The organism is Pseudomonas sp. 2,4-D, assembly GCF_030418155.1.
In the GTDB taxonomy this organism is placed as follows: Bacteria; Pseudomonadota; Gammaproteobacteria; order Pseudomonadales; family Pseudomonadaceae; genus Aquipseudomonas; species Aquipseudomonas alloputida.
This window is the reverse complement of record NZ_JAUHUI010000002.1, coordinates 18,156-38,482: the sequence shown is the minus strand read 5'-3', so window position 1 is coordinate 38,482 and position 20,327 is coordinate 18,156. Positions and strand designations below refer to the sequence as shown.

At 61.6% G+C, this 20,327-nt stretch carries 16 protein-coding genes and 4 tRNA genes; 2 read left to right on the top strand and 18 right to left on the bottom strand.

Features of this window, described 5'->3' with window-relative positions; translation table 11 throughout:
- Positions 1–37 precede the first annotated feature (37 nt).
- The 10 genes from hupB to QYE47_RS02280 form a co-directional block, all read right to left on the bottom strand.
- Entirely contained in the window at positions 38–310 is a 273-nt protein-coding gene (hupB, locus tag QYE47_RS02325; protein ID WP_003250246.1) for a nucleoid-associated protein HU-beta, read from the bottom strand.
- Between the two features lie 152 nt (positions 311–462).
- Positions 463–2,859: an endopeptidase La gene (gene lon, locus QYE47_RS02320; RefSeq protein WP_014591679.1), complete on the bottom strand. Its 2,397-nt coding sequence runs from the start codon at positions 2,857–2,859 to the stop codon at positions 463–465.
- 163 nt (positions 2,860–3,022) lie between these two features.
- Entirely contained in the window at positions 3,023–4,306 is a 1,284-nt protein-coding gene (clpX, locus tag QYE47_RS02315; protein ID WP_003250242.1) for an ATP-dependent Clp protease ATP-binding subunit ClpX, read from the bottom strand.
- 108 nt (positions 4,307–4,414) lie between these two features.
- Positions 4,415–5,056: an ATP-dependent Clp endopeptidase proteolytic subunit ClpP gene (gene clpP / locus QYE47_RS02310; RefSeq protein ID WP_003259400.1), complete on the bottom strand. Its 642-nt coding sequence runs from the start codon at positions 5,054–5,056 to the stop codon at positions 4,415–4,417.
- A 91-nt stretch (positions 5,057–5,147) separates the two neighbouring features.
- On the bottom strand, positions 5,148–6,461 hold the full coding sequence (gene tig, locus QYE47_RS02305) for a trigger factor (protein ID WP_014591681.1): 1,314 nt from the start codon (positions 6,459–6,461) through the stop codon (positions 5,148–5,150).
- A 248-nt stretch (positions 6,462–6,709) separates the two neighbouring features.
- Positions 6,710–7,009 (bottom strand): DUF6388 family protein, encoded by a 300-nt coding sequence (locus QYE47_RS02300; protein ID WP_014591682.1) that lies wholly within the window; start codon positions 7,007–7,009, stop codon positions 6,710–6,712.
- A 188-nt stretch (positions 7,010–7,197) separates the two neighbouring features.
- Positions 7,198–7,273 (bottom strand) — tRNA-His (locus QYE47_RS02295).
- Positions 7,274–7,309: 36 nt separating this feature from the next.
- Positions 7,310–7,394: transfer RNA gene (locus tag QYE47_RS02290), tRNA-Leu, on the bottom strand.
- A gap of 52 nt (positions 7,395–7,446) precedes the next feature.
- Positions 7,447–7,522: transfer RNA gene (locus QYE47_RS02285), tRNA-His, on the bottom strand.
- Between the two features lie 41 nt (positions 7,523–7,563).
- A tRNA-Arg gene (locus QYE47_RS02280) sits at positions 7,564–7,640 on the bottom strand.
- A gap of 269 nt (positions 7,641–7,909) precedes the next feature.
- Here QYE47_RS02280 and folD point away from each other — a divergent pair.
- Positions 7,910–8,764, top strand: coding sequence for a bifunctional methylenetetrahydrofolate dehydrogenase/methenyltetrahydrofolate cyclohydrolase FolD (gene folD / locus QYE47_RS02275; protein WP_003250234.1), 855 nt, complete (start codon positions 7,910–7,912; stop codon positions 8,762–8,764).
- A gap of 126 nt (positions 8,765–8,890) precedes the next feature.
- On the opposite strand, the gene QYE47_RS02270 is transcribed toward folD, so the two are convergent.
- From QYE47_RS02270 to QYE47_RS02245, 6 genes are read right to left on the bottom strand one after another with little or no spacing between them, the layout of a single operon-like run.
- Positions 8,891–10,630: an ABC transporter substrate-binding protein gene (locus QYE47_RS02270; RefSeq protein ID WP_003250232.1), complete on the bottom strand. Its 1,740-nt coding sequence runs from the start codon at positions 10,628–10,630 to the stop codon at positions 8,891–8,893.
- Between the two features lie 39 nt (positions 10,631–10,669).
- Entirely contained in the window at positions 10,670–10,942 is a 273-nt protein-coding gene (locus QYE47_RS02265) for a DUF2160 domain-containing protein (protein WP_014591683.1), read from the bottom strand.
- A gap of 12 nt (positions 10,943–10,954) precedes the next feature.
- Positions 10,955–11,755: a carbohydrate ABC transporter permease gene (locus QYE47_RS02260; RefSeq protein ID WP_003250228.1), complete on the bottom strand. Its 801-nt coding sequence runs from the start codon at positions 11,753–11,755 to the stop codon at positions 10,955–10,957.
- Positions 11,756–11,758: 3 nt separating this feature from the next.
- Entirely contained in the window at positions 11,759–12,625 is an 867-nt protein-coding gene (locus tag QYE47_RS02255) for a carbohydrate ABC transporter permease (protein ID WP_019438681.1), read from the bottom strand.
- Positions 12,622–13,719 carry an ABC transporter ATP-binding protein gene (locus tag QYE47_RS02250; protein WP_070384135.1) on the bottom strand — a complete coding sequence of 366 codons (1,098 nt, stop codon included), beginning with the start codon at positions 13,717–13,719 and terminating at the stop codon, positions 12,622–12,624. The genes QYE47_RS02255 and QYE47_RS02250 overlap by 4 nt, the downstream gene beginning before the upstream one ends.
- Entirely contained in the window at positions 13,719–14,813 is a 1,095-nt protein-coding gene (locus QYE47_RS02245) for an ABC transporter ATP-binding protein (RefSeq protein ID WP_014591686.1), read from the bottom strand. The genes QYE47_RS02250 and QYE47_RS02245 overlap by 1 nt, the downstream gene beginning before the upstream one ends.
- A gap of 223 nt (positions 14,814–15,036) precedes the next feature.
- Here QYE47_RS02245 and QYE47_RS02240 point away from each other — a divergent pair, with 223 nt between their 5' ends.
- Positions 15,037–16,785 (top strand): sigma-54-dependent Fis family transcriptional regulator, encoded by a 1,749-nt coding sequence (locus tag QYE47_RS02240; protein ID WP_014591687.1) that lies wholly within the window; start codon positions 15,037–15,039, stop codon positions 16,783–16,785.
- A 108-nt stretch (positions 16,786–16,893) separates the two neighbouring features.
- Here the strand turns inward: QYE47_RS02240 and QYE47_RS02235 are convergent, their stop codons facing one another.
- Both QYE47_RS02235 and QYE47_RS02230 read right to left on the bottom strand, forming a co-directional pair.
- Complete coding sequence (locus tag QYE47_RS02235) at positions 16,894–18,582, bottom strand: bifunctional diguanylate cyclase/phosphodiesterase (RefSeq protein WP_019438684.1); 1,689 nt, start codon at positions 18,580–18,582, stop codon at positions 16,894–16,896.
- A gap of 13 nt (positions 18,583–18,595) precedes the next feature.
- Positions 18,596–20,161, bottom strand: coding sequence for a PAS domain-containing methyl-accepting chemotaxis protein (locus tag QYE47_RS02230; RefSeq protein WP_070384136.1), 1,566 nt, complete (start codon positions 20,159–20,161; stop codon positions 18,596–18,598).
- Between the last annotated feature and the right edge of the window lie 166 nt (positions 20,162–20,327).

Below are 20,327 nucleotides of genomic sequence, written 5' to 3'. Positions count from 1 at the left end.
TCGGACCAGGCCAGGCCGGGTCCGGCTGAAAGACGACTTAGTTGACGGCGTCTTTCAGGCCTTTGCCTGCCTTGAAACCTGGAACCTTGGCGGCTTCGATCTTGATTGCCTTGCCGGTTTGCGGGTTGCGGCCAGTACGCTCGGCGCGCTCCTTGACCGAGAAGGTACCAAAGCCAACCAGTACTACATCGTCACCTTGCTTCAGGGCGCCGGTGACGGATTCGATGACTGCGTCCAGCGCACGGCCGGCTACAGCTTTCGGGATGTCTGCAGATGCGGCGATAGCGTCAATCAGTTCCGACTTGTTCACTCTAAGTCCCCTTATTTCTCTATTGAGTTTGTTTCTAAGTATGTAATGAAAAGCTTATGAAACGTGTGCTGGGAGGCATGGCGACAATAACGTGCCGCTTTATAGCAAGGCGCCGAAAATACTGTCAAGGAAAGCCCCCCAGCCAAAAACTACTAATGCGTGCTGATTCTTTCCTTAGCATCGCCGTCGCGCTTCTCGTCTTTCGCGACAATCTCCGGAGCCACATCTGGCAAGGGCTCCGGGGCGTATTGCAGCGCAATTTGCAGGACTTCGTCAATCCATTTGACCGGTTTGATCTGAAGATCCTGTTTGATATTTTCAGGAATCTCCTTGAGATCGCGAACATTTTCCTCGGGAATGATCACCGTCTTGATCCCGCCACGGTGTGCCGCCAGCAGTTTTTCCTTCAGCCCGCCAATGGCCAATACCTGGCCACGCAAGGTGATTTCGCCGGTCATGGCCACGTCGGCACGTACCGGAATCTGCGTCAGCGCCGACACCAGTGCGGTGCACATTCCGATACCGGCACTTGGGCCGTCCTTCGGCGTGGCGCCCTCAGGCATGTGAATGTGCACGTCATGCTTCTCGTGGAAGTCGGCGGCAATCCCCAGGCTGCGGGCGCGGCTGCGCACCACGGTCTGCGCGGCGGTAATCGACTCGACCATGACATCGCCCAGCGAGCCTGTCTTGATCAACTGGCCCTTGCCGGGGATGACCACGGCCTCGATGGTCAGCAACTCGCCGCCCACCTGGGTCCAGGCCAGGCCGGTTACCTGGCCGATCTGGTCCTGCTGCTCGGCCAGGCCATAGCGGAACTTGCGCACGCCCAGCAGGTGCTCCAGCTGCTCGCTGGCCACCTTGACCTTGACCTGCTTCTGCCCGGTATGTTCCTTGACCACCTTGCGGCAGACCTTGGCAATTTGCCGTTCCAGACCCCGTACACCGGCTTCACGGGTGTAGTAGCGGATGATGTCGCGAATCGCCGAGACGTCGACTTCCAGCTCTTCTTTCTTCAAGCCGTTGGCCTTGACCTGCTTGGGCACCAGGTACTTGACCGCGATGTTGATCTTTTCATCCTCGGTGTAGCCAGGCAGACGGATGACTTCCATCCGGTCCAGCAGCGCCGGCGGGATGTTCATCGAGTTCGAGGTACACAGGAACATCACGTCCGAGAGGTCGTAGTCGACCTCCAGGTAGTGGTCGTTGAAGTTGTGGTTCTGCTCAGGGTCGAGCACTTCCAGCAGTGCCGAGGCTGGGTCACCGCGCATGTCGCTGCCCATCTTGTCGATCTCGTCGAGCAGGAACAGCGGGTTGCGCACACCCACCTTGGTCATCTTCTGGATCAGGCGACCCGGCATGGAGCCAATGTAGGTACGGCGGTGGCCACGGATCTCGGCCTCGTCACGCACGCCACCCAGGGCCATGCGCACGAACTTGCGGTTGGTGGCGGCAGCGATCGACTCGGCCAGCGAGGTCTTGCCGACGCCGGGTGGCCCGACCAGGCACAGTACCGGACCGCGGATCTTCTTGACGCGCTTCTGCACGGCAAGGTACTCGAGGATGCGTTCCTTGACCTCTTCCAGGCCATAGTGGTCGGCATCGAGGATTTCCTCGGCCTTGGCCAGGTCCAGACGCACCTTGCTCTGAGCCTTCCACGGCACCTGCACCAACCAGTCGAGGTACGAGCGCACCACGGTAGCTTCGGCCGACATCGGAGACATTTGCTTGAGCTTGTTCAGCTCCGCCTGAGCCTTGGCCAAGGCATCTTTAGGGAGACCTGCGGCTTCGATGCGCTTTTTCAGCTCTTCGACTTCATTGTGGCCTTCGTCACCATCGCCAAGTTCTTTCTGAATGGCCTTCATCTGCTCATTCAGGTAGTACTCGCGCTGGCTGCGCTCCATCTGCTTCTTGACCCGGCCGCGAATGCGCTTTTCGACCTGCAGGAGGTCGATTTCGGCATCCAGCAGTGCCAGCACGTGCTCGACACGGGTAGTCAAGTCGACGATTTCAAGAATTTCCTGCTTCTGCTCGATCTTCAGGGCCATGTGCGCGGCCATGGTGTCGACCAGGCGCCCTGGCTCGTCGATGCTGTTCAGCGAAGACAGCACTTCGGCAGGCACCTTCTTGCCCAGCTGAACGTATTGTTCGAACTGCGACAGCAGCGTGCGCACGAACACTTCCGACTCACGCTCGGCAGTGTCGGTTTCGTCGATCAGGGAGACTTCGGCACGGATGTGCCCATCAACTTCGGAGAAGCGCTCGACCGCACCACGCTGCTCGCCTTCGACCAGCACCTTGACGGTGCCATCAGGCAGCTTCAGCAGTTGCAGCACGGTGGCAACGGTACCGACGCGGTACAGGGCGTCCTCGCCCGGATCGTCGTCGGCTGGATTCTTCTGGGCCAGCAGAAGGATCTGCTTTTCGCCCGTCATCGCCGCCTCGAGGGCTTCGATGGACTTTTCGCGCCCCACGAACAGCGGGATAACCATGTGCGGGTAAACAACGACATCGCGCAATGGCAAAAGAGGCAAGTCGAGGGTGGTCTTCATGATTTCGCCTCTACAGCGGCCTTATGGCCGGAAACCGGTGGAAATGATGCTTGGACCTAATGTGGGGGTACGCTTGGGAAATTACAAGCGCTTGCACAGGAAAAGCAGAAAGGGGCCCGTAGGCCCCCTCTTGCTTGCAACCGAGAACCGGCCATTGCCTGAATCAGGCGTCTGGCGCGGCCTTGGCTTGCGGCTCGCTGTTTTCGTAGATCATCAGCGGCTGCGAGGTGCCCTCGATGACGCTCTCGTCGATAACCACCTTGCTGACATCCTTTTTCGAAGGGATCTCATACATGGTATCGAGCAACACGCCTTCGAGGATCGAACGCAGGCCACGAGCGCCAGTCTTGCGCTCCAGGGCCTTGCGTGCAACGGCCTTGAGCGCATCGCTGCGGAACTCGAGGTCGACGCTTTCCATCTCGAACAGCTTGGCATATTGCTTGGTCAGGGCATTCTTCGGCTCGGTGAGGATCTGCATCAACGCAGCCTCATCCAGTTCGTCAAGGGTAGCCAGTACCGGCAGACGGCCGACGAATTCCGGAATCAGGCCAAACTTGACCAGATCGTCCGGTTCGACCTCACGCAGGGACTCGCCAACCTTCTTGCCCTCTTCCTTGCTGCGCACTTCGGCACCAAAACCGATGCCACCTTTGGTGGAGCGGTTCTGGATGACCTTTTCCAGGCCCGAGAACGCACCACCGCAGATGAACAGGATGTTGCGGGTATCAACCTGCAGGAATTCCTGTTGCGGGTGCTTGCGGCCACCCTGCGGCGGAACCGAGGCCACGGTGCCCTCGATTAGTTTCAGCAGCGCCTGCTGCACGCCCTCACCGGACACATCGCGGGTAATGGACGGGTTGTCCGACTTGCGCGAGATCTTGTCGATTTCGTCGATGTAGACAATGCCCATCTGGGCCTTTTCCACGTCGTAGTCGCACTTCTGCAACAGCTTCTGGATGATGTTCTCAACGTCCTCACCCACATAACCGGCTTCGGTCAGGGTGGTGGCGTCAGCAATGGTGAACGGTACGTTCAACAGGCGTGCCAGGGTTTCGGCGAGCAGGGTCTTACCCGAGCCGGTCGGCCCGATGAGCAGGATGTTGCTCTTGCCCAGTTCGACTTCGTCACCCTTCTTGTCACGCTGGTTCAGGCGCTTGTAGTGGTTGTACACCGCTACGGCCAGCACCTTCTTTGCGCGCTCCTGACCAATGACATACTGGTCAAGGATGCCGCTGATTTCTTTCGGCGAAGGCAATTTGTGCGCGCTGCTCTCGGCCTGGGCTTCCTGCACCTCCTCTCGGATGATGTCGTTGCACAGGTCGACGCACTCGTCGCAGATAAATACCGAGGGCCCGGCAATCAGTTTGCGCACTTCGTGCTGGCTTTTGCCGCAGAAGGAGCAATAAAGCAATTTGCCGCTGTCCTCGCCGTTACGGGTGTCAGTCATTCGATCGATCCAATCCGGTAGGCTTGCAACACAAGATGAAGGCAATTGCGGGCTTTTTCAAGTCCGCAGGTAGGCGCTTTCGACGCCCACCTGCTCTGACCCCCCGGTTCAGGAGGCCAGTTGCCGCTTGTCGTAGACCGAGTCGATCAGGCCGTACTCGGCTGCGCGCGAGGCGCTCATGAAGTTGTCACGCTCGGTGTCACGCTTGATGGTTTCGAGGTCCTGGCCGGTGTGATAGGCCAGCAGCTCGTTCAGACGGGCCTTGATATTGAGAATTTCCTGGGCGTGGATCTCGATATCGGTGGCCTGCCCCTGGAAGCCGCCCAGCGGCTGGTGGATCATCACGCGCGAGTTAGGCAGGCAATGACGCTTGCCCTTGGCACCTGCCGCCAGCAGGAAGGCGCCCATGCTGCAGGCCTGGCCGATGCAGATGGTCGAAACGTCCGGCTTGATGAACTGCATGGTGTCGTAGATCGACATGCCGGCGGTGACGGAACCGCCCGGCGAGTTGATGTACAGATGGATATCCTTGTCCGGGTTTTCCGCCTCAAGGAACAGCAGTTGCGCAACGACGAGGTTGGCCATGTAGTCCTCTACCGGGCCAACCAGGAAGATCACACGCTCCTTCAACAGGCGCGAGTAGATGTCGTAAGCGCGTTCGCCACGGGCGGACTGCTCGATAACCATCGGGACCAGGCCGCCTGCGGCCTGGATGTCAGAGCTCTGCTGAATATAAGAATTGCGGGACATGTCCTGCGCTCACTCCCAAATAGTCATGGCTTGAATACGCACAAGCCAGCTCGAAGGCTGGCTTGTGGAGGTTTCCTACGAGAGAAGCCCGTTACTCAGCAGCGGCAGGAGCCTCGACTGGTTTAACGGCTTCTTCGTACGAGACCGACTTGTCGGTCACAGTCGCTTTCTGCAGAACAGTATCTACAACTTGTTCTTCCAGCACAACCGAACGCACTTCGTTCAGTTGCTGGTCGTTCTTGTAGTACCAGGCGATGACCTGCTCAGGCTCTTGGTAAGCCGAAGCCATTTCTTCGATCATCTCGCGAACCTTGGCGTCGTCCGGCTTCAGCTCGAACTGCTTGACCACTTCGGCCACGATCAGGCCCAGCACGACGCGGCGCTTGGCTTGCTCTTCGAACAGCTCGACTGGCAGCTGCTCAGGCTTGATGTTGCCACCAAACTGCTGAACAGCCTGCACGCGCAGACGGTTGACTTCGTTTTCCAGCAGGGCCTTTGGAACTTCGATCGGGTTGGCAGCCAGCAGACCGTCCATAACCTGGTTCTTGACCTTGGTCTTGATCGCCTGACGCAGCTCACGCTCCATGTTCTTGCGAACTTCGGCGCGGAAGCCTTCCAGCGTCGATTCCTTGATGCCGAACTGGGCGAAGAACTCTTCGTTCAGTTCTGGCAGTACAGGTGCCGAAACGCTGTTGACGGTGATGGTGAACTCGGCGGCTTTGCCAGCCAGATCCAGGTTCTGGTAGTCCTCTGGGAAGGTCACGTTGACAACGCGCTCTTCGCCAGCCTTGGCGCCTACCAGGCCCTCTTCGAAGCCTGGGATCATGCGGCCGGAACCCAGCACCAGCAGGGTGCCCTTGGCCGAACCACCGGCAAACGCTTCACCGTCGACCTTGCCGACGAAGTCGATGTTGACTTGGTCGTCATTCTGCGCAGCGCGCTCAACGGCCTCGAAGCGGGTGTTCTGCTTGCGCAGCACTTCCAGCATGTTGTCCAGGTCACTGTCAGCCACTTCGGCGCTCAGGCGCTCGACCTTGATCGACTCGAGGCCCGCAACAGTGAACTCAGGGAACACTTCGAAGATGGCAACGAACTCCAGATCCTTGCCCTTTTCGAAGGACTTGGGCTCTACAGCCGGGGCGCCAGCCGGGTTCAGCTTCTGCTCGACGATGGCTTCGTAGAAAGAGGCCTGGACCAGGTCACCGAAAGCCTCTTGACGGGCGTCCGCCTCGAAACGCTGGCGGATCACGGTCATCGGTACTTTACCAGGACGGAAGCCCGCAATCTTGGCGCGCTTGGCAGTCTGCTGCAGACGCTTGTTGACTTCGTTCTCGACGCGCTCGGCCGGAACGGCGATGGTCATGCGGCGCTCGAGAGCGGAAGTGTTTTCAACAGAAACTTGCATGGATATTCCTCGTTGCACAGACGTTAGCCGGCGTTAGCCCGACTCCAGAATCAAGGGCAAACATTCTAGTGAGTCACGCAGCAGAAGTCACCCCACACGGGACGACTGAAAACAACGCCGGTCGATTAACTTTCAAGGCCCGCACGGCACAGCGCCAGGCCTGCTTCCAACAGGGGCTGCGCGGCGCCGGGGGCGGCCTGCAGCCGAAATACTTTGTCAAACAACTACCCGCAACGCATTCGCTTCCTTTATTCAGGATCAATGTCGTTGAACTGGCAGTACTCCTCCCATTCCAGCCCCAGCGCCTCGGCCACTTCACGGTGCGTTTCCAGACGCATGGCCTGCAGCTGCTCCGGGGACTCGGCAATCAATTGCAGCGCCAGCTCCCAAGGCTCAATACCCTGCTCCTCGGCGGCATCCTCGAACGCCCACTCGATTTGCTGGGCCTGCTCACGCGCATCCAGCTCGCGGATCTCCTCGAGCAACTGCGGATTGGCGTCGGCAAAGCGCTGCAGCGCCAGGGCCTGACGGGCTTCTTTTGCAATCATCGTGATGTCCTTTGCCGGCCAAACAGGCCGGTGTTTCAACCGGCTGAAATCTAACAGCTTTTATTGGGGTGCCACCAGTGGATTACAAGGGGCAGGAGGTGTTTTGACTGGGGCGGGGCTCATCACCGCTACGCAGACCCAAAACAAAAAGGCGCCCGATCTCACGATCAAGGCGCCTTTCAGGAATATGGGGTGGACGATGGGAATCGAACCCACGACAACTGGAATCACAATCCAGCGCTCTACCAACTGAGCTACGCCCACCATATTGCGGTCTTGCAGTACTACCTTACAGAAGCATGGTGCGGACGAAGAGACTCGAACTCTTACAGCTTGCGCCGCTGGAACCTAAATCCAGTGTGTCTACCAATTTCACCACGTCCGCGTAACGCTTAAAACAAAGGCGCCAGATGCTATCGAGGCGCCCTTGAAAAATATGGGGTGGACGATGGGAATCGAACCCACGACAACTGGAATCACAATCCAGCGCTCTACCAACTGAGCTACGCCCACCATATTGCATTACAGCCTACTTGCTTGCCAAAGCTGCCTAATGGCGCACCCGGCAGGACTCGAACCTGCGACCATCCGCTTAGAAGGCGGATGCTCTATCCAGCTGAGCTACGGGCGCTTAAGCTTGAAGCCTAACCGAACGAGACGCTAACAAGGAACTGTTAAACCACTCATTCTGCCCGACTTAGCCAACCAGTGCTAGGCTGTGCCCGACAAGTGCGGCGAATCTTATAGTCGACCCCGAAAGTCGTCAACACCTTTTTCGAAAAAATTTAAATTATTTAAGGGGTTAGGGGATTTGCCCGACCACCCGCCTTTGCCCTTGGCCCATGTCGTGCGAGAATGCACGTTCTTTATTGTTCCTTCTCGATGGTTAATCACGCGTCTATGACTGCACACCTAATCGATGGCAAGGCTATCGCCGCCAGCCTGCGCCAGCAGATCGCTCAACGTGTCGTGGAGCGTCGCCAGCAAGGCCTGCGTACGCCGGGCCTGGCAGTGATCCTGGTCGGCACCGACCCCGCCTCCCAAGTCTATGTCTCGCACAAGCGCAAGGACTGCGAAGAGGTCGGCTTCATTTCGCAGGCTTTCGACCTGCCCAGCGAGACCACGCAACAAGCCCTGACCGAGCTGATCGACCGTCTCAATGACGACCCGGCCGTCGACGGCATCCTGCTGCAACTGCCGCTGCCGGCGCACCTGGACGCCTCGTTGCTGCTTGAGCGCATTCGCCCGGACAAGGATGTGGACGGCTTCCATCCGTACAACATCGGCCGCCTGGCCCAGCGTATTCCACTGCTGCGCCCGTGCACACCGAAAGGCATCATGACCCTGCTGGAAAGCACCGGCCAGGACCTGTACGGCATGAACGCGGTGATCGTCGGCGCGTCCAACATCGTTGGCCGCCCGATGGCCATGGAGCTGCTGCTGGCCGGCTGCACCGTGACGGTCTGCCACCGCTTCACCAAGGACCTGGCCGGCCATGTCGGGCGTGCCGACCTGGTGGTCGTGGCTGCCGGCAAGCCGGGCCTGGTCAAAGGTGAGTGGGTCAAGGAAGGCGCCATCGTCATCGACGTGGGCATCAACCGCCAGGAAGACGGCAAGCTGGTCGGCGACGTGGTCTACGAGACTGCCCTGCCACGCGCCGGCTGGATCACACCAGTGCCCGGCGGCGTCGGGCCGATGACCCGGGCGTGCCTGCTGGAGAACACGCTGTATGCGGCAGAAGAGCTGCACAAGTAATACCGCGTGATGCAAAAACGGCACCCTTACAGGTGCCGTTTTTTTTGCCCGTGACTAATGGCCTCTTCGCGAGCGAGCGGTTGCACGGCCCCCGCGGTCGGTGAAACCACCACGGTGTTCAGCCGATCACTTCCTGGCCGCCTCCCAGGACTTCAGCAGTTCGTTGTAGCTGACTGTCTCGCCCATGGGCTTTTCGTTGGCCAGCTTGGCTTTCGGCGCACCCGGCTGGTCGAACCAGTACTGGGCATCCTTCTCCGGATTCAGCTTGGGTGCACACGTCGCCTGGGCGTTGGAGCGTTGCAGGCGCTCCATCATGCGGTCCTGGTCGCGGGCCAGCCCATCCAGGGCTTCCTGCGGGGTCTTTTCGCCACTGGCGACTTCGGCGATATGGCTCCACCACAATTGCGCCAACCGCGGGTAGTCCGGCACGTTGGTGCCGGTCGGCGTCCACTGCACCCGCGCAGGGCTGCGATAGAACTCCACCAGCCCACCGAGCTTGGGCGCCAACTCGGTCATGGCCTGGGAGTTGATGTCCGACTCACGAATCGGCGTCAGGCCGACGATGGTCTTTTTCAGCGATACGGTCTTTGAGGTGACGAACTGGGCGTACAGCCACGCCGCCAAGCGTTGCTTCTCGGGGGTGGACTTGAAGAAGGTCCACGAGCCGGTGTCCTGGTAGCCGAGTTTCATACCCTCTTCCCAGTATGGCCCCTTCGGTGAAGGCGCCATGCGCCACTTCGGCGTGCCGTCGGCATTCACAACCGGCAAGCCGGGCTTCGTCATGTCGGCGGTGAATGCGGTGTACCAGAATATCTGCTGGGCAATGTTGCCTTGCGCCGGCACAGGGCCGGCTTCGGAGAATGTCATGCCCTGCGCTTCCTTGGGCGCGTAAGCACGCATCCAGTCCACGTACTTCTGCGTGGCATAGACGGCGGCCGGCCCATTGGTATCGCCGCCGCGGGTCACGCTGGAACCCACCGGATGGCAGTCCTCCACGCGAATGCCCCATTCATCGACCGGCAAACCATTGGGCAGGCCCTTGTCGCCGCCGCCGGCCATCGAGAACCAGGCATCGGTGAAGCGCCAGCCCAGGGACGGGTCTTTCTTTCCATAGTCCATGTGCCCGTAGACGCGCTTGCCGTCGATCTCCTTGACGTCTTCGGTGAAGAACTTGGCAATGTCCTCGTACGCCGACCAGTTCACTGGCACCCCCAGTTCATAGCCGTACTTCTCTTTGAACCTGGCCTTCAACTCAGGCCGTTCGAACCAGTCGGCGCGGAACCAGTACAGGTTGGCGAACTGCTGGTCGGGCAGTTGGTAGACCTTGCCGTCGGGCGCGGTGGTGAAGGAAATACCGATGAAGTCCTTCAGGTCGAGGGTCGGCGAGGTGTAGGCTTTGCCCTCGTTGGCCATCAGGTCGGTGATCGATTCCACTTTGCCGTAGCGAAAGTGCGTACCGATCAGGTCGGAGTCGTTGACCCAGCCGTCATAGATGTTCTTGTCCGACTGCATCTGCGTCTGCAGTTTTTCCACCACGTCGCCTTCCTGCAGCAGGTCGTGGGTCAGCTGGATGCCGGTGATCTCACTGAAAGCCTTGGCCAGCACCTTGGATTCGTATTCATGGGTGGTGATGGTTTCCGACACAACGTTGATCTTCATCCCGCGAAACGGCTCGGCTGCCTTGATGAACCACTGCAATTCGGCCAACTGCTGTTCGGGGGTAAGGGTCGAAGGCTTGAACTCGCTGCCGATCCATTTCTTTGCCGCCTCTTCGTACTGGTCGGCCCAGGCTGTGCCTTGCACGCTGGCCAGTACCAGCAACGCGGCCAGGGTCAAATGTCGCCTGTTGTGTTTGTTGTCGAACATTGTGATCTCCCGTTTCAGTTATCCCACAGGGCCGCTCGCTCAGCCCCAGCGCAACACCACCGCCAGCCACGCCAGCGACAGCAGCGAGGCCACCCACAATGGCCAGTCGCTGACACCGACCACCAGCAGGTGCAGGTAGGCGCTGGCCAGCAGGCCGATGAACAAACGGTCACCACGGCTGGTGACCAGCGGCAAAAAGCCCCGTCGCTCTACGCAGGGGCGACGCAGTTCAAGCAGGGTCATGCCCAGCAGCAAGAGGCCCACAGCGGCGAAGAACAGCGCTGTCGGCAGGGTCCAGGCCATCCAATCCATGCGTTGCCCTCCTCACACCCGGCCCAGGGCGAAGCCCTTGGCCACATGATTGCGCACGAACCAGATCACCAGCATGCCCGGCAAGATGGTCAGCACTCCCGCCGCCGCCAGCACACCCCAGTCGATGCCCGATGCCGACACTGTGCGGGTCATCACCGCGGCAATCGGCTTGGCATTCACCGAGGTCAGGGTGCGCGCCAGCAGCAGTTCGACCCAAGAGAACATGAAACAGAAAAACGCCGTGACGCCGATGCCAGAGCCAATCAGCGGTATGAAGATCTTCACGAAGAAGCGCGGAAAACTGTAACCGTCGATGTAGGCGGTTTCGTCGATTTCCCTTGGCACGCCCGACATGAAACCCTCCAGGATCCACACCGCCAGCGGTACGTTGAACAGGCAATGGGCCAGCGCCACGGCAATGTGGGTATCGAACAGCCCGATCGACGAGTACAACTGGAAGAACGGCAGCAGGAACACCGCCGGTGGCGCCATGCGGTTGGTCAGCAGCCAGAAGAACAGGTGGCGGTCGCCGAGAAAGCGGTAGCGCGAGAAAGCATAGGCCGCGGGCAACGCCACGAGCAGTGAAATCAGCGTGTTCAGGCACACGTAGTACAGCGAGTTGATGTAGCCGCTGTACCAGCTGGCGTCGGTGAAGATCACTCGGTAGTTGTCGAGCGTGAACGCCTGCGGCCACAGGGTCAGGCCGCCAAGGATCTCGGCGTTGCTCTTGAACGACATGTTCAGCAACCAGTAGATCGGCACCAGCAGGAAGAAGAAGTACAGCAGCAGGGCCATTGATTTGCGTGTGCTCATGGCCTAGTCCTTGTCGGCGTGGGTCATGGCTGTGTAGAACAGCCATGACACCAGCAGGATGATCAGGAAGTACACCAGTGAAAACGCTGCCGCCGGCCCCAGGTCGAACTGCCCGACAGCCATACGCGTGAGGGTCTGGCTGAGGAACGTGGTCGCGTTGCCTGGCCCGCCGCCGGTCAGCACGAACGGCTCGGTGTAGATCATGAAACTGTCCATGAAGCGCAGCATCAACGCGATCACCAGCACGTTCTTGAGCTTGGGCAACTGGATATGGCGAAACACCGCCCAGCCCGAGGCCCGATCGATGCGCGCGGCCTGGTAGTAAACGTCGGGGATCGCACGCAGCCCCGAATAGCACAGCAAAGCCACCAACGAAGTCCAGTGCCACACATCCATCACCAGCACGGTGAGCCAGGCATCGAACGGGTCACCGGCGTAGTTGTAGCTGACCCCGAGCTTGGCCATGGAAGCGCCGAGCAGGCCGATGTCGGCACGGCCAAAAATCTGCCAGATAGTGCCGACCACGTTCCACGGGATCAGCAACGGGATAGCCATTACGATCAGGCACACCGAGGCCATACGGCCTTTGGTTGGCATGGCCAGGGCGATGCCTATACCCAACGGAATTTCGATCAGCAGGACGCAGGCCGAGTAAATGAACTGGCGCAGCAATGCGTCGTGCAGCGCCGGGTCGCGCAGTACCTGGCGGTACCAGTCGGCACCGACGAAGTAGCGGCTGGACTGGTCGAAGATGTCCTGCACCGAGTAGTTGACCACCGTCATCATCGGCACCACCGCGCTGAACGCGACCAGCAGGAACACCGGCAGCACCAGCCACCAGGCCTTGTTGTTCGCCACCTTGTTGTTCATGGCCCGGTCTCCAGCAGCACATCGTCGACGTACAGCATCAGCCACTGCGCCGGCAGGCTGACCCAGGCCTGGTCCACAGGCAACGGGCGGTCCTCGCCCAGTCTCGCCTTGAGCGCGACACCGCCCAGCTCGAGGGTGACGATGCGATAGGTACCCAGGTCTTCGACGTCCAGCACCCGTGCCGGGTAGGCACCCTCGAACGGGCTGTCCCACAGCTGCACGAACTCCGGGCGAATGCCCAACTGCAGCCGCCCGCCCGCCAATGCAGCCAGGCGCTCGCACAGGCCATCGGGCAGTACCAGCTGGACATCGCCGAACACCACTGCGCCCGCCTCGGCACGCACGTCGATCAAGTTCATGCCCGGGCTACCGATGAAATAACCGACGAACGTATGCCGCGGTCGCTCGAACAGCTCGCGCGGCGTGCCGAACTGGACGATGCGTCCGCCGTGCATCACCGCGATCTTGTCGGCGAAGGTGGAGGCCTCCAACTGGTCGTGGGTGACGTAGATCATGGTGATATTGAACTGCTCATGAATCTGCTTCAGCTTGCGCCGCAGTTTCCACTTCAGATGCGGGTCGATCACCGTCAGCGGCTCGTCGAACAGGATCGCCGACACGTCATCGCGCACCAGGCCACGCCCCATGGAGACTTTCTGCTTTTCATCGGCGGTGAGGTTGCGTGCCTTCTTGCGCAACACGGCAGTCAGTTCGAGCACTTCGGCAATTTCTTCCACCCGGGCATGCACCCGGGCCTCATCGAGCCCCTGGTTGCGCAAGGGGAAGGCCAGGTTGTCGAACACCGTCATGGTGTCGTACACCACCGGGAACTGAAACACCTGGGCGATATTGCGCGCCTGCGGGGACAGCTGGTTGACCGGCTTGCCGTCGAACAGCACCTCGCCATGAGACGGCGTCAGCAGCCCGGAAATGATATTGAGCAAGGTCGACTTGCCGCAGCCTGACGGCCCGAGCAACGCATAGGCACCGCCCTGCTCCCACACATGCTCGAGTGCGTGCAGGGCATAGTCTGCCTCGCTGGCGGGCTGGCGGCTGTAACTGTGCGCCAGCTGGCGCAGGCGGATTTCGGCCATCACCCTCTCCTTGCCTGGCGCAGCCCCGGGGCCTGCACCAACACCCCGGCGCTGTCGAAAACGAACAGCTTGTGCGTGGGGATGAACACGCGTATCGGCGTGTCCACCTGGTATTCGTGCACCCCGGGAAGGTGCAGCACCATGCGCCAGTATTCGTTGCGCACATGCAGAAATGTTTCTGACCCACTGATCTCGGCCAACTCCACCAGCACCGCAAGCTCCAGGTCATCGTCGTGGGCCGGCACCAGCGCGATATGACTGGGGCGCACGCCGAAACGGTAGTCACCCTCGGCCAGCGGCTCCAGGTCGGCATTGCGGGCGAAGTGCACGGTCTGGGCCAGGCTCACCTCGTTACCCGTGATACGGCCAGACACCAGGTTGATCGGCGGCTCGGAAAACAGCTCGGCAGCCAGCACGCTGCTGGGGCGCTGATAGACCTCGGCGGTGGGCCCGCTCTGCACGATACGGCCCTCGTGCACAAGCGTGGTGGTGCCGCCCAGTGCCAGCGCCTCGTTGGGCTCGGTGGTGGCGTACACAGCAATGCAATGGCGCGCCGCGAACAGCTCGCGCAGCTCCTGGCGCAGGCCTTCGCGCAACTTGTAGTCGAGGTTGACCAATGGCTCGTCGAAGAGGATCAACGAGGCATCCTTGACCAGTGCCCTGGCCATCGCCGTGCGTTGCTGCTGGCCACCGGAGAGCTCCAGTGGCAGGCGTTGCAGGTAGGTTTCGATGCGTAGCATCTCGGCAGTTTCCTGCACCCGCCGTCGGATCTGGTCCTCGGCCATGCGCGCCTGGCGCAGCGGCGAGGCGATGTTTTCGTACACGCTCAAGGTCGGGTAATTGATGAATTGCTGATACACCATCGACACATTGCGCTGACGCACCGGCACACCGGTGACGTCCTGGCCATCCATCAGCACCCGCCCCCGGTCCGGACGGTCCAGCCCGGCCATCAGGCGCATCAGGCTGGTCTTGCCGGCCAGGGTGCGACCCAGCAGCACATTGAACGAACCGGGCTCGAAACGCAGTGATGCATCGACGATCCACGGCTGGTTGTCGACGCTACGGCTGACCTGCTCCAGCACCAGGGACATGGCGTGGCCTTTTTGTGATTGTTGTCTGCCGGGTACAGCCAGTTCCGTGCCAGTCCTTGCCCGATGCTCTGGCCCGGGGCCCGGGTGGCAGCGCTGGCAAATCGCGGGCTCGCACGTGAACACAATCACTGCACAACTGGACACTGGCCAGTTTGACAATGAACAGCCGTGAACAACACTGAACGGCGGTCGACCCATGACAACAATCACACAGGACAGGCCCATGGCCGCATCCACTTCGACCCACACCCAACTGATCCAGGCGTCCTGGGACCGCTGCCGCGCCCACGGCCTGCAGCCGCAGCATGCGCCAGACTTTGACTGCCTGTCCCGCGCCGAGCTCAGTGCCCTGCTGGAGCGGCGCCAAAACCTGCTGCGCCTGACCCGCGAGGAAGTGCTACCGCACTATGCGCACCTCTTGGGTAACGCCAGCTACCTGGTGATGCTGGCCGATGTCAGTGGCTGCCTGCTCGACAGCTGGGGCTCGCGGCGTTTCATCGAACCGCGCCAGCACCATGGTTTCAGCGCCGGCGCCCATTGGCACGAACGTGGCGTCGGCACCAACGCCCTGGGCACCACACTGATTTGCGCCGAAGCGGTTCACGTCGGCCAGGACGAACACTTCCTGCGCCAGAACCGCTACATGTCCAGCGCCGCCGCCCCCCTGTTCGACGCCGCACGGCAGCTGGTCGGGGTGCTCGACGTAGCCAGCGACGGCTACCTGCCGGCCAGCCAGACGCTTGGGCTGGTGCGCATGATGGGCCAGAGCCTGGAGAACCGCCTGATCCTCGCCGAACATGCTGACCAGCATGCACAACTGATCTTCAACAGCGCCTCCGACAACCTCGACAGCCCTTGGGCCGGCTTGCTGGTGTTCGATGAACGCGGACAGGTGTTGGCCGCCAATCACCGGGCCGATAGCCTGCTTGGCGTAAACCCGCTGCAGCAAAACATCGAGCAACTGTTCCAGTTACCCCTGCAACAGCTGCTCAGCCATCCCCGACAACAGCCCTTCGCCCTGCAGGCCACCGGGCGCAACCGCTTTCACTGCCAGTGGCACCCCCCACGCGAAACCACTCGCCGCCCCGAAGCCGGCAGTGCCGAGCCGCGCCTGGAAAAAGCCTTGATACAAGCCGGCCTGCTATTGGAAAAGGACATCCCGGTGTTGGTGGAGGGCGAAACAGGCGTAGGCAAAGAAGTGTTCGTCGACACCCTGCACCGGGCCAGCAGCCGCGCCAGGCAGCCGCTGGTCGCCGTAAACTGTGCGGCGATCCCGGCCGAACTGGTGGAGTCGGAACTGTTCGGATATGACAAAGGCGCGTTCACCGGCGCCCACCACAAGGGCAACCCGGGGCTGATCCGCAAGGCCGACCACGGCATCCTGTTTCTGGATGAAATTGGCGACATGCCACTGCCCACCCAGGCCCGCCTGCTGCGCGTACTGCAGTCGCGCAGCATCCAGCCGCTGGGCAGTGGCGAACCGGTGCCGGTGGATATCCGCGTGGTGTCGGCGAGCAATCGCAACCTGGCCGAAGAAGTGCGCGCCGGGCGCTTTCGCCAGGACCTGTACTACCGCATCGCCGGCCTGACGTTGGTGCTGCCTCCCCTGCGCGAACGCGGTGACCGGCGCCAGCTGATTGAGCAGGTGCATGCCCGCTACCGCGAGCCCGGGCAACCTGCGCGGCTGCCCCCGGCCATTATCGACCTGTTCGATCAACACCCCTGGCCGGGCAACCTGCGCGAACTGGTGAGTGTGCTACAGGTCGCGCTGGCCCTGGCGGCCAACGGGCCGGTCGGCGTCGAGCACCTTCCTGCGGGTTTTCTGGCCGAGTCGAAAATACCGGTGCCGATAGCGGCTGAAGAGACGGACCTGCAGAGCCTGGTCGAGCAAGCCAATGGCAACCTGTCGGCGGTGGCCCGCCGACTGGGAATCAGCCGCACCACACTGTACAAGCGGTTGCGTGAGCGATGACTCGATCGGCCCTGAAGCGCGCCGCACAGCAGCTCTTCGAAGCCACCCCTGATCGACAAGCAGGTGGCGCCCCCCGTGCAGGTCAAGACCACGGCCCGCTGATGGCCTTCAAGGGTCACGCCACTGCACTGGCTGCCGGTAGGCCTGTGCCCAGGCTTGCACGTCACTGGCGGGCATCGGCCGGGCGATGCAGTAACCCTGCGCCAGCTCGCAGCCCAGGCCCATCAGCACCCGGCCGTGCTCGACACTCTCCAGCCCCTCGGCAATCACCTCGCGGCCAAACGCCCGCGCCAGCCCGATCACCGCCTCGGTCAGCGCCAGATCGTCCTGGTCATGAAGGATGTCACGCACGAACGACTGGTCGATCTTGATCGTCTGGGTCGGCAAGCGTTTCAGGTAACTCAAGGACGAATAACCGGTGCCGAAATCGTCCAGCGAGAAACGCACACCCAGCGCACGGCAAGCATCCAGGCAACGGCTGACATGCTGCAGGTTGTCGATGGCAACCGACTCGACGATTTCCAGATCCAGCAGCGCCGGGTCCACCGCCGGGTACGCTGCCAGCAGCTGCTGCAGGCGCTCGGCAAAGTCACTGCGCTGCAAATGCCGCGCGGCGATATTCACGCTCAGCGACCAGGGCTGCCCTTGGCGCTGCCAGGCCTGCAACTGGCTCAACGCCTGCCCGATCACCCACTCGCCAATTTCGACGATCAGGTCGGTCTGCTCTACCCAGGGCAGGAAATCACCAGGCGGCACCACGCCACGGCCTGGCCGCTGCCAGCGCAATAAACCCTCGAAGCCCAGCACCTTGCCACTGCGCAGGTTGACCTTGGGCTGGTAGTAAAGACACAGCTCACCGTTGCGCAGCGCCCGGCGCACGCGCGCCACGGTCTGGTGGGTGGCCTTGAGTTCCTGTTCCTGCGACACGTCGAACAGGTGGTAACGGTTGCGCCCGCGCTGCTTGGCCACATACATGGCCTGGTCGGCGTGGCGCACCAGGGTGTCGGCATCTTCGTCATCCTGCGGGTACAGGGTCACGCCGATACTGGCGCTGAGCGACAGCGTATGCTCACGCACCACACAAGGCGCCGCCAATGCACGCAATACCCGCTGCAGGGCTGCATGCAGCTGGTGCTCATCGTCGACGTCGCGCAGGGTCAGCACGAATTCGTCGCCCGACAGCCGGGCCACGGCATCCCCACCACGCAGGATACTCTTCAAGCGCTGCGCCACTTCCACCAGCAGCAGGTCACCTACGGCATGCCCGTAGCCGTCGTTGACCGCCTTGAAACCATCCAGGTCGAGCATGCACACCGCCAGCGAGATGCCTTCGCGGCGCGAGTAGGCCAGGGCCTGGTTCAGAAGGTCGGACAGGTAGGCGCGGTTGGGCAGGCCGGTGAGCACATCGTGGCCCACCCGCCACTGCAAGGTATGCAGCAGCTGGCGCTTCTCCGTGACGTCAAAGCGGATCGACACATACTTGCGCACCTGGCCTGTCAGCGGATCGACCAGTGGCACCATGGTGCTGTCGACCCAGTACAACGAACCGTCCTTGGACCGGTTGCAGATTTCGCCCTTCCACACCCGCCCGGCGACCAAAGCCCGCCACATGCCGACAAAGAACGTCGGTTCATGCAGCCCGGAATTGAGTATGCGGTGGTTGGCCCCCAGCAGTTCCTCACGGCTGTAGCCCGAGATGCTGCAGAACTGCTGATTGACGTAGGTGATGTTCCCACGCAGGTCGGTTTCCGAGAAAATTGCGGCCGCGTCCACGGCCGCGCGATAGTTATCATCCATAAAGCATCCTGCCTTAGCGGTTGAAGCGCTCCACCAGGGCGCGCAATCCGGCGCACACGTGTTCCAGTTCGGTGCCGCGCGAGGCGGCAGCGTTGGCGCTATTGGCGCTGTGCTGGGCAATACCGGCTACGCCGTTGATCTGCCGCGAAACATCTTCTGCCACCGCCGACTGCTGCTGCGAGGCGGTGGCCATCTGCTGGCTCATGTCGCTGATGCGCTGTACCGCGTCACGAATGCCATGCAGCGCCTGCCGGGCTTCCTGCACCTGGGCAACGCCTTGCTCGGCACCGTCGATGCCTCGGCTGGCGATCGCTACGGCTTCCTCGGCGCCACTGCGCAGGGCATCGATGATGGCCTGGATGTGCAGGGTGGACTGGCGGGTCTTGTCGGCCAGTGCCCGCACCTCGTCGGCGACCACGGCAAAGCCCCGGCCCTGCTCGCCCGCACGGGCAGCCTCGATGGCGGCGTTGAGGGCCAGCAGATTGGTTTGCTCGGCAATGCCGCGGATCATCCCGGCTGCCTCGGCGATGGCGCCGGTCTGACCCGCCAGGTGGCTGACCGCCTGGTTGATCTGCGTCACAGTGCTGGCCAAGTTACGAATGGCCGTGCCGCTGGCATCGGCCACCTGGCTACCTTGCTCGGCCAGCAGGTGCGCCGTGTGTGCCTCGGCGGCGGTCAACTGCACGTGGTTGGCGACTTCGCCAATGGAGGCGGCCATCTGGTTCATTGCAGTGGCGCTCAGGTCGGTTTCGGCACGCTGCTCCAGCAATGCCGCCTCGGTGCTGCGCGACAACTGCCCGGCATCGCGAGCGGCCACGGCCATTTGCCCGGCCAGATCGCTTAGCCGCGTCAATGCGGTTTTCAGACGTGCCTCTTCGCTGATCAGCATCAGTTGCAACTGCCCGGCAGCACCCGACAGGTCGCTGTAGGTCAAGGCTGCAACCGGGTCGGCGAAGGCACCTTCGGCACCCTGCACAATCTGCTGCAGCTGCCGCCCGAGGGCATTGCGCGCCCACAGGCCGCAGGCCACGAACAGCCCCAGGGTCAGCCCCTGCCCCACCAGGCCAGGCCACAGCTGGTTGACCCCCACCGCCAGCAGCCCACCGGCCAGTGGCAAGGCCAAGGCCTGCGTCAGCAAGCTCAGCCGGCGCGGCGCCGACAATGCCGCCTGGCCGTTGCGCAGCCGCGCATACAAGGCTTCGGCACGGGCTACTTGCTCGCGCGTAGGGCATACGCGCACCGACTCGTAACCCACGACCCGCCCACCTTCGAGGATGGGCGTGACGTAGGCATTGACCCAGTAGTAGTCGCCGTTACGGCAGCGGTTCTTGACGATACCCATCCAGCTCTTGCCGGCCTTCAGGTAGCGCCACATCAACTCGTACACCGCCGGCGGCATGTCCGGATGGCGCACGAGGTTGTGCGGGCTGCCGACCAGTTCGGCCTCGCTGTAGCCACTGATGGCGGCAAACTCTGGGTTGCAGTAGGTGATCAGGCTGGCGGTATCGGTAGCAGAAATCAGCCGCTGATCGGGGGGGAAACGTTGCTCGACCGGGGTTACCGGCAAGTTGAGGCGCACGATGAGACTCCATTCGATGACAAGCCGGTACCCAGTTCATCGACGGCCATCGGAACCGATTCATGAGGATCCGTTCCAATGGGCAAAAGCGCTTCCTGCCGTTGCGGCACGGGGCCGAACGGTACAAGGAAGGTGACGATGACTGACCGGTCAAGCCATGAATTCT